General features: G+C 49.4%; 11 protein-coding genes and 1 rRNA gene. 7 read left to right on the top strand and 5 right to left on the bottom strand.

Features of this window, described 5'->3' with window-relative positions; genetic code table 11:
* Positions 1 to 274, top strand: a 274-nt coding sequence (locus tag QQZ12_RS16665) for a hypothetical protein (RefSeq protein ID WP_431606320.1), incomplete at its 5' end; no start/stop codon positions are given.
* 76 nt (positions 275 to 350) lie between these two features.
* On the opposite strand, the gene QQZ12_RS16660 is transcribed toward QQZ12_RS16665, so the two are convergent.
* Complete coding sequence (locus QQZ12_RS16660) at positions 351 to 2,069, bottom strand: ABC transporter ATP-binding protein (RefSeq protein WP_284724679.1); 1,719 nt, start codon at positions 2,067 to 2,069, stop codon at positions 351 to 353.
* A gap of 497 nt (positions 2,070 to 2,566) precedes the next feature.
* On the opposite strand from QQZ12_RS16660, the gene QQZ12_RS16655 reads away from it, so the two are divergent.
* The 4 genes from QQZ12_RS16655 to murG all read left to right on the top strand — a co-directional run bounded on the left by QQZ12_RS16655 (position 2,567) and on the right by murG (position 4,858).
* Complete coding sequence (locus QQZ12_RS16655; RefSeq protein WP_154987999.1) at positions 2,567 to 2,875, top strand: DUF4870 domain-containing protein; 309 nt, start codon at positions 2,567 to 2,569, stop codon at positions 2,873 to 2,875.
* 203 nt (positions 2,876 to 3,078) lie between these two features.
* Positions 3,079 to 3,525, top strand: a complete 447-nt coding sequence (locus QQZ12_RS16650; protein WP_102991451.1) for a thiol-disulfide oxidoreductase DCC family protein — start codon at positions 3,079 to 3,081, stop codon at positions 3,523 to 3,525.
* Positions 3,522 to 3,764: a hypothetical protein gene (locus QQZ12_RS16645; RefSeq protein WP_284724678.1), complete on the top strand. Its 243-nt coding sequence runs from the start codon at positions 3,522 to 3,524 to the stop codon at positions 3,762 to 3,764. The genes QQZ12_RS16650 and QQZ12_RS16645 overlap by 4 nt, the downstream gene beginning before the upstream one ends.
* A gap of 26 nt (positions 3,765 to 3,790) precedes the next feature.
* Positions 3,791 to 4,858 carry an undecaprenyldiphospho-muramoylpentapeptide beta-N-acetylglucosaminyltransferase gene (gene murG / locus QQZ12_RS16640; protein ID WP_102991453.1) on the top strand — a complete coding sequence of 356 codons (1,068 nt, stop codon included), beginning with the start codon at positions 3,791 to 3,793 and terminating at the stop codon, positions 4,856 to 4,858.
* 54 nt (positions 4,859 to 4,912) lie between these two features.
* Here murG and QQZ12_RS16635 read toward each other — a convergent pair whose 3' ends face one another.
* Positions 4,913 to 5,317 (bottom strand): DUF4383 domain-containing protein, encoded by a 405-nt coding sequence (locus QQZ12_RS16635; RefSeq protein WP_102991454.1) that lies wholly within the window; start codon positions 5,315 to 5,317, stop codon positions 4,913 to 4,915.
* A gap of 402 nt (positions 5,318 to 5,719) precedes the next feature.
* On the opposite strand from QQZ12_RS16635, the gene QQZ12_RS16630 reads away from it, so the two are divergent.
* Positions 5,720 to 6,157: a Fur family transcriptional regulator gene (locus tag QQZ12_RS16630; protein WP_102991455.1), complete on the top strand. Its 438-nt coding sequence runs from the start codon at positions 5,720 to 5,722 to the stop codon at positions 6,155 to 6,157.
* Positions 6,158 to 6,188: 31 nt separating this feature from the next.
* Here QQZ12_RS16630 and QQZ12_RS16625 read toward each other — a convergent pair whose 3' ends face one another.
* The 3 genes from QQZ12_RS16625 to QQZ12_RS16615 form a co-directional block, all read right to left on the bottom strand.
* A complete protein-coding gene (locus QQZ12_RS16625) occupies positions 6,189 to 7,544 on the bottom strand; it encodes an AMP-binding protein (protein ID WP_189318961.1) in 1,356 nt (451 codons plus the stop codon).
* Between the two features lie 404 nt (positions 7,545 to 7,948).
* Complete coding sequence (locus QQZ12_RS16620) at positions 7,949 to 8,266, bottom strand: DUF2614 family zinc ribbon-containing protein (RefSeq protein ID WP_022735702.1); 318 nt, start codon at positions 8,264 to 8,266, stop codon at positions 7,949 to 7,951.
* A gap of 149 nt (positions 8,267 to 8,415) precedes the next feature.
* Positions 8,416 to 8,940, bottom strand: a complete 525-nt coding sequence (locus QQZ12_RS16615; protein WP_284724677.1) for a hypothetical protein — start codon at positions 8,938 to 8,940, stop codon at positions 8,416 to 8,418.
* Positions 8,941 to 9,296: 356 nt separating this feature from the next.
* Here QQZ12_RS16615 and QQZ12_RS16610 point away from each other — a divergent pair.
* Positions 9,297 to 9,467, top strand: a 16S ribosomal RNA gene (locus QQZ12_RS16610); the annotation flags it as partial.

The following is a 9,467-nucleotide window of genomic DNA, read 5'->3' as shown; positions in this document are numbered from 1 at the left end:
TCGATACGCACGCTACAGGGGGCTTGCAAAAATTCAAGAGCAATGCCTCCTAACTGCTGTGGCTCAAAACATAAAAAAGTTGGCTATGCTGCTTTCGAGAGCAGGTAAGGGAGGTGGTTTTAAGTTTATATGGGTTGATATTCATCCATTAATTGTTTATATCCCTTTTATATACAAAAACCCTGCGATCAACAAAGTTGATTCGCAGGGTTTGTCAACATTCTCAGCTGACAAGAGATCTTGTCAGCTTTTTTATTCATTGCTTGCAATCTAAAGCTAGCACAGCGGTAAAGTCCGCACTTGCAACCTATCGTGCTACCCCAGCCTGTGCATCGCTTTGGCCGTGTTCCTCACACCCATTCAAATTGGGCTTGGTGCAAGCGATGATAGTGACCTTGTCGAGCCATTAATTCTTCATATCGGCCCTCTTCGGCAATGCCGTTCGGGGTCATGACTACGATCCGGTCGGCGTGCTTGATGGTGGCGAGGCGGTGGGCGATCACCAAGGTGGTGCGGCCTGCCGACAATTCGGACAACGATTTTTGAATGGCTGCTTCTGTCTCAGTGTCCAGTGCTGAAGTCGCTTCATCTAAGATCAAGATAGGCGGATTCTTGAGGAAGATTCTGGCGATCGACAAGCGTTGCTTCTGCCCGCCCGAGAGTTTGACTCCACGCTCACCGATCACGGTGTCCATCCCTTCGGGCAATGATCGAATCCACTCATCCAATTGCGCGCGCCGGGCCGCCTCCCACACTTCCTCCTCCGAGGCATGCAGTTGGCCATAAAGAATGTTTTCCCGAATGGTGCCAGCAAATAAAAAGACGTCTTGTTGCACAATGCCAATCTGGCGCCGCAATGAGGCTAGCGTGATCTGCCGAATGTCCATGCCGTCGATCGTGATCCGTCCTTGATCTACTTCATAAAATCGCGGTAGTAAGCTACACAGCGTCGTTTTCCCTGCTCCGGAGGCGCCGACAAAAGCCACCGTTTCCCCCGCCCGAATGGTCAGGTTGATCGATTTGAGCACAGGTGCGTCCGCTTCATAGCCGAAAGATACGTTTTCATAGCGGATGTCGCCCCGCAGTTGTTTTACTTCCACCGCATCGGGAGCGTCCGCGATGTCGGGTTCGGTTTCCAACAATTCGATATAACGTTTGAACCCAGCAATTCCTTTGGGATAACTTTCAATGACAGCGTTAATTTTTTCAATCGGCCGGAACAAGATATTGGACAGCAGCACAAACCCGACAAATTCCCCGTAGGTCAATTCGTTGCGAATCACAAACCAGGTGCCGCAAATCAAGATGAACAGTGTGACCAAACGCATAAGCATGTAGCTGATCGATAAGTTCATCGCCATGATTTTATATGACAGCAATTTTGACAAGCGAAATCGCAGATTATTTACAGAGAAACGGGCCCGTTCATGATCTTCATTGGCAAATGCCTGTACTACACGCATGCCGCTCACGTTGTCTTCCACCGTTGCGTTAAAATCGGCAATGTCGGAATACAATTGATAGACGGCCTTCGTCATCTTGCGATTAAACATAATGGTCAACCACAATAAGACAGGAATCACAAGAAAAGTGAGCACCGCCAGCTTCAAGTGAATCATAGCCATAAAAATGAAGGCCCCCATCAAGGTCATGATGGCGATGAACACATCTTCCGGCCCATGGTGTGCCATTTCCCCGATTTCCATCAAGTCGTTGGTGAGACGGGACAGCAGATGACCCGTTTTATTGTTGTCAAAAAAGCGAAATGACAGCTTTTGAATATGATCAAACAATTTGCGGCGCATATCCGTTTCAATATTGATACCCAGCATGTGACCCCAGTAAGTGACAACATACTGCAATACCGCGCTAAGCCCGTACAGGGCAAGCAAGCCCACGCTGGCCCATAAAATCAAGGGCCAATCTCTGCTCGGTAACAACCGGTCGATAAACTGGTTTACTACCAATGGAAAACCCAATTCCAACAGCCCGGCGAACACTGCGCAAGTGAAATCGAGCAAAAACAAGCCTTTATAGGGCTGGTAATATGAGAAAAACTTGCGAAGCATACCCTTCCTCCTTTATTACATATTTATTTCGACTAAGCCATCTTCTCGGCAACATCGTTGACAGCGTACTTTCTAATAGTAACGGAAAAAAAGGAAACGCAAAATAAGGCATGCATCCTGTCGTACTCAAGAATTGTGTCAGCAGCAAAGGAGAGCAAGATGAAAATCTCCAAGCGCAGGCCGCCTGATGAAATACATTAAGGCAATGTGGAGCGGACGTTGTTTTGGTGGTGTTTGCTCCCTCAAATAACACGCGTTCATCTAGCAAACACTATAGGATGAGTGGCGAATGGTGTGAAAGCGCAGAGGACGACGCGTATAAATATTAATGAAAACATAACATTGTTGTGCGTGAATGGTGGTTAGATGTAAATCCTTTGTAAATCAACGGATGTTATCAGATGTATTAGCATAATTTTGCGTAACAATGTTTTATTTCTGTGAGATCGGGTATATCATGGGTGTGAAGATCACTCGAATATGAGGAGGGTTTTATCTTGCATGGCAAATGGCTAAAGGTATTGGTCCATGCGAGCACGTGGTTTGCGCCAGTGTTGTGTCCAATCATTGTATATCTCATTTCTAGCGATCGCGATGTTAAGCGGGTTTCATTGCAGGCGCTCGTGTTTCATGTGATTATGGCCGGGTTGATTTGGCTGTCCAGCCTTTTGTCGTGGGTGCTGATCGGCATTCCGTTCTTAATCGTGTTCGGACTGATGGCCTTCATCTGCCCGATCAAAGGAATTTTACGGGCGCTGAATGAGAAGGAGTACCATTACCCCTTTACGCGTTGGGCGATTAAATGATTTGATTTGAAAGCGCACACGGCCAGTGTGATCATGGTTTGTTTTCTTAAAAGCCCCTGACCGCTTTGCCCTTTTCATCAATGTATAGAAAAGGGCTTTTTTTGTGTGTTGTTAAGGGAAAGTTTAGCTTTGCCGCCACCTCTTTTGTGAGAAAATAAGGGGGAGATGGAGGGGATCGCTTTAATGGAAGGGGGCGTCTGGTCATGGCGCGGAGGCATCTCGGTGAACATCCCATTGTTTTTTTTGATGGGGAATGTAATTTTTGCAATGGCCGGATCAACTGGATCATAAAGAAGGATCGGGAGGGGCTGTTCCGGTTCGCTTCGTTGCAGTCATCTTTTGCTGAAGAGGCGTTCCGTCAATCGCCGCTCGGCCCCGTTTCTCTTGATACGATGGTCTTGTATGAAGGAGGCAAGTGGTATACTCGGTCAACGGCGGTGTTGCGCATCTGCCGCTGGCTACCAGGTGGATGGAAGTGGCTCTCACTGCTCTTATGTATTCCGCGTCCGCTCAGAGACTTAGGTTATCGCTGGTTTGCGGCCAACCGTTATCGGCTGTTTGGCAAAGCCGAAACATGCATGATGCCAACCCCGGAAGTGCGGGCGCGGTTTTTGGGGTTGGGGGATGGGCAGGAAAGAGTAAATGAATGAACATAATGGACGAAGCGTTGGCTTTGTTGTCGGGCATGTGTGCCGAACAAGGCCGAAAGCATGCTAGGAGTGCCATGTCCCTGCATGCTTTTTTTGTGGCGAGATTACCGTTAGGTCAGGCATGGCGCAGGGGGAAGCAGCGCGGCCGCCCGCTTTGGGATGAAAAATGCTCTCCATCTTGTCATATACTTTTCGATAAAGATTCATTTAAAACTGATAAAATGAATGGTGTTATTTGAAATGTGGATAGAAGAGGTGGAATGGGATGAAGAAAAAAATCATCTTTACGGGCGGGGGCACGGCGGGCCATGTAACGGTCAACTTGGCATTGATTCCTAAGTTTGCCCAAGATGGTTGGGAGATCAAATATATCGGTTCGGAAAATGGGATTGAGAAACAATTGGTGGCGCGGCTGGATCGCGTTCCCTATGCCGGCATTTCTACGGGGAAATTGCGCCGCTATTTTGACTGGAATAACTTTAAAGACCCATTTCGCGTGATTAAAGGAATTTTTCAAGCATACAGCCTCATCAAACGAGAAAAGCCCAACATCCTTTTTTCCAAAGGTGGCTTCGTCTCCGTACCTGTGGTACTAGCCGCGTGGTTGAACCGAGTACCTGTGATCATTCACGAATCGGATATCACACCGGGGTTGGCCAATAAGATTGCTATGCCGTTTGCGACCCGGATTTGCACGACCTTTCCGGAAACGGCCAAAGGACTGGACCCGAAAAAAACGGTTTATGTGGGCGCCATCATTCGGGATGAATTGAAACGGGGGAGCCGGGAGCGGGGATTGTCCCTCTGCGGATTTCAAGCGGATAAGCCGGTGTTATTGATCATGGGAGGAAGCTTGGGATCGCAAAAGATCAACCAAGTGGTACGGCAAAACCTCGACAGTCTGATGCGTTATTTCCAAATCGTGCACCTGTGTGGCAAAGGCCAAGTGGATGAATCCTTGATCCGCCCCGGATATAAGCAGTTTGAATATATCAATGAAGAATTGGCTGATGTGATGGCAATGGCGGATATGGTGATTTCTCGTGCAGGCTCCAATTCCATTTTTGAATTTTTGTACTTGAGGAAGCCTATGTTGCTCATCCCACTTTCTAGAGCTGCCAGCCGTGGAGATCAGATACTGAATGCGGAGTCGTTCCGCAAGATGGGTTACTGCGATGTGTTGCAGGAGGAAGAGCTCACCACCAAAACATTCCTGCAAAAAGTAGAAGGGGTCTTTAACAACCGTGACCGGTATATCGCCGAGATGTCCAAAAGCAATTCTGATGAAACGATGAAGCAAGTAATTGATATGATTAAGCAACTGGCCAAATAAAAACGACTGAAGAGTGAAAAGAAGCAGCCCGGTTGATGTCGGGCTGCTTCTTCTTTACGGGTTCTCGTCCCGCGATTGCACTTGTTCTTGAGTCACTTTTGTCGAAGAGCGTTTGAAGGCGCCGTCGATGATGCCCCCAGCGTACAATGATGCCGCTCCGATCAGGAGATGAAGGGTGTCCATCGCCGCGGCGGATGGAAGTACGCCAAACAGATTGTCTGTGAACAATCCCCAGATGGCCGCCAACAGATACAGGCCGCCCAGTCCCAGAGAAGTCCAGCGGCGTGCTTGTTCTCGCTGGCTCACAGCCAAAAATACGCCCCCACTGATCAAGTGAATCAAATTGTGTGAGAGGGTTGGGTGGAACCAGTCATGCCACGCCCCTGTGTCAGGGATCGCCAAGCCTCCCACACCCATGGCTAGCAACACACCGCCTATCGTTTGCATCCAACGTTTCATTATGGATTCCTCCTCCTTTGCGCAACATGGTACATGTATATGTCCCTTAAGTAGACGAGATCACTGCCAAAGAGGGAGAAAATTTTCCAACTTAAATTAGGGGATGTTAGAAGGAGAACATGCTGATTATAAAGAAGAGATTCAGGATGGATAACTAGGGTGTGTATGGCAAATCGAGTTGTGTGGGGAAGAAGCGGCGGAAAAACCTTTTCTCGAGGAGCGCCTCGCCATGCGTGAAGCGAATGAGAAAATGGTTTTGGAGCCGCTGGCCTATTCATCAGTCACGCCCTAGCGCACATGGATCGCTTCATTGACAAACCGGCCCTGCAAGCCGTAGACTAATTATATCTATTATTAATTAATAATCGTTATCTAAACGGCGGAGAAGCGAGGTGTATACAAATGAGCAACAACCGCCTGGCAGAAGCTGTGGAGCTGTTGAAAGGCATTGGCGTACGGATGACTCCCCAGCGGTATGCCATTTTAAGCTTTCTTTATTCGACGATGAATCATCCCACCGCAGATGAGATATACAAGTCGTTGGAAGGTAACTTTCCCAATATGAGCGTAGCGACTGTGTACAATAATTTGCGTGTGTTCAAAGAGGCCGGACTGGTGCGGGAATTAACCTATGGCGATGCCTCCAGCCGTTTTGACGCCAATATGATGGATCATTATCATGTGATCTGCCGGGAATGCGGCAAAATCACCGACTTTGACCATCCGCCGTTGTTCCAAATGGAGGAACGAGCTGCCCAATCGACTGGATACCAAGTTGAATCGCATCGCATGGAAATATATGGGTTGTGCCCTGATTGCCAATCCCACCGTACGCAATGAAAGGCACCCTGCACAGGAAGCAGGGTGCCTTTCATTTGTTTGATGACTGCGATAGGGCGGCTAGTGGTTTTGTCTCTTGCGGGGTGGGCTTCCGGCCTTGGAGGTGCAGTTGCCCTCCGCTGCCCTTTGCGGCGAGATCGCCTGTGTGCAACCAACCAGCGCCCATGCCCGGATGTTTGACTAAGAGTTCACCATCGGGCGAGATACGCGTTTCCACTTGCGGCAACAATTGATAAGGCGCAGGATCAGATTGGTAGCTGTATTGGCAAGCGATGGGGCAACCGGTTTCCGCAATGCCGTACAGAGTTGCCAACGGGACCCCTAAGTGGCCGAAAAATTCGTGCAAGGCGGGAGTCAGCCGATCACCGCTGATTACCAACCGCAAGCGTCCGCCCAATTGCTGGTGCAAAGACGAGAATGAAAGCAAATGGGCCCAAGCGTAACCGAAACGCCATCGGCTGGGAATAGGGGTGTCTCGACCCGCACGGCGGTATTGGTGGTATTTGGCGGCTAGGCGCATGGCGTGGTTAAACGCCAGTTTGCGCCAAAGCGCCCCTTGGATGTGCTCCCATAGCTGTTGTTTCATCTGTGTAATAGACGTAGAGTCGGTGACGAGAAGCGTCGGTTTATGTTGTTGCAATTGCGCGATAATCGGCTCGCCATCCGCAATCGTGACCGTGGCGCCATGGCTAAGTGGCATTAGGTATCCCGTCAGTCGGGCGTGCAATTGAGCGAAAGAGGAGTGAACCAACAAATCATCTTGTTGTTGCTGGGGATGAAGATAAGCAATGCCGTCCAAACTGTACAAAAGTTGCGCATGGGTCAGCGCGACGACTTGGGTTTCGCCGTTTGCGCCATTCACAAGCTGGATCGTGGCTGGATCGGAAGGTTGGACGGCGGGATAAGCCCAGTCCAATTCTTCCAATGCGATAGTTTGCCCGAGCTGGATGAGCGTGTCAAACCGCAGGGCTTTTTGTAAAGCGGGCGGGTTTTCGGTCAACTGGATGATATGGCGGACGTTTTGTGGTGGATGGGTCAAGCCTTCGGGTGCATGGGTTGAGCCGATGATAACTACCTCCGCCTCGGTTAGTTGAAGCCACTCGTTCCATTCTTGCTCACTCGCTTCCGGGGGCAGAGGTACTGTGACGCTGCCTAGGCTCATGATGGCAAAATCGCACAAGATCCAGCGGGGATGGTTTTCGGCGATGAGTGCCACTTTTGTTCCCTGTCTGACGCCGAGGCGCTCCAATCCAAACGCGATGTCCCGCACCGTGTTCCAACATTTTTGATAAGTGAGCGCTTGGCCGTGATGGCGAAGCGCGGTCTGATCGGGGTGCCGCTTCACCGCGAGGGCCAACATTTCCACCAGGTTGTGGGGTTTCAACACAAAGAGGCCCCTCCTTTCGGGCATGGCAAGAATTAACTTAATTATAGTCATTTGACGAACAAAACAGAAGAGTGCGAATGCGCTGTCGGGAACAAGGCGTGCATGGTCAAAAGGAAAGCCTTCCCTTATATGCGGAAGGCTGAGCTTGTCGACAACGCGGGGCCGATGTTTGATTTTGCGCACTATGGGCAAGAGCTCCGCTTGCTCCAAACTCCTGGTTCATGGGTTTGGCCCAAAATAGGTTTCTTTGGCGTTTGACTATAGGGGTGTTTGATAAAAAGGCCAGCCGCTCCATAATCCTTTTCTCATTCGCTTCACGCGGTGCTAAGCGTTCTTTGAGAAAAGGGTTTTCCTCCGCTTCTTTCTCATCAACTTAATTTAAGACATACTGGTAACACCCGTGGTTAAGGTTTGTCTGCGGGAGCTGGTGCATCTTTGGGGTCCATGGACAGCACCGCTTTGCAATGCATGCATTGATCGCGTTTTCCTAGCATTTTGGTATGGCGGTCGCACACGGGACACACAACCTGAGCCGCTTGGGTGGACAATATGCCAATCCAAAAGTAGATTCCCACGCTCGCCAATACGAACAAGATGCCTAAGATGAAGAATAAGGCCATAAGCTTCGGAAACGCAAACCCGATATACATAACCCCGATTCCCACAAAAATCAGGAGCAGGGCGAAAGTGCGGATTTTGTTCAGTTTACCCGACAGGAGCATGATAAAATTCCTCCGTGAACCGTAATTTGTTCAATCAGAATGATTTTATCATGATTTGATTGTTGACAGCAATGTAAAGAGAGACAGCAAAGGCGATCACCCCTGGTTCCATTCCACTTGATTGGAGGGGGGATGATCGCCGGACGCCCTCAGTTTGGTCTGCGTTGCCGGTGTATGCGGGGGCGTGGCCGATATTTGTGTGCCCTTGAAGATGGAATCGGCTTCGGTGTGAAGGGACTAAACACGGTTCCCGAGAAGGTGAGTGGCAGGATTAGATCGACTTGCTCAATGAAGTCGGAGTGAAGGGTGGCAGTGACAAGATAGCTGGCTTCTGTATGCGGCTCTGAGATTTGATCGACAAAGTGAAGGGGGACGGATGTGATGACTGGGTCAGTGGAACCATTGTTGAAGGTTTCAATCCACCGAATCAGTTCTTGCTTGGTTTGGCCGTTTTCGCTGGAACGGTAAATTGCCGTTTCCAAGGAAAATGATTGCCCTTCCTCGGCATGTAAGAGAAAAGTGCCCTTCAGCTCTACGGTCTCTCCGCCTTTCAATTCATTAAAGGAAAGCCGGGCCAACTCAGCTTCTGTGTCTGCTGTGATTGCCCGTAGAACGACATCCTTGCTACGGGTGTGCTGGGTGATGGATTGGAAGTCGCGCACGTAAACGGACATGTTCGCACCTCCTGTTTTTTTCAGGATATTCAATCGGGTTCTCTGTGGCGCGCGGGCAAAAACGCAGATTTGTAAAATGGGTATGTTGGGATTTGGAGTGGAGAAATATTTTTTATAAAAAAGTGTTGACGGATAAATAATAAGATGATAATATCTTATTTGTCGCCGCGAACGAGCGGTGCGAAATGAAACAACGTGTTCCTTGAAAACTAAAGAGTGACAACGTGACCTGTCAATTCGATGAAACACTTAACACTTTAGTGTTTAGTGTTTCACAACTCCGCGAGCTTTGCTCGGCGGAGTATCAACTTCGAGCATAGACTCAAACCTCAGTTTCACACTTCGGTGTGAGACCTTTAACGGAGAGTTTGATCCTGGCTCAGGATGAACGCTGGCGGCATGCCTAATACATGCAAGTCGTGCGGGGGTCTCCGGACCCTAGCGGCGAACGGGTGAGTAACACGTGGGCAACCTGCCCGTAAGACTGGGATAACTCCGGGAAACCGGTGCTAATACCAGATAATCTC

This window comes from Laceyella tengchongensis, assembly GCF_900182735.1.
Lineage (GTDB): Bacteria > Bacillota > Bacilli > Thermoactinomycetales > Thermoactinomycetaceae > Laceyella > Laceyella tengchongensis.
This window is presented reverse-complemented; position numbering and strand designations above follow the sequence as displayed.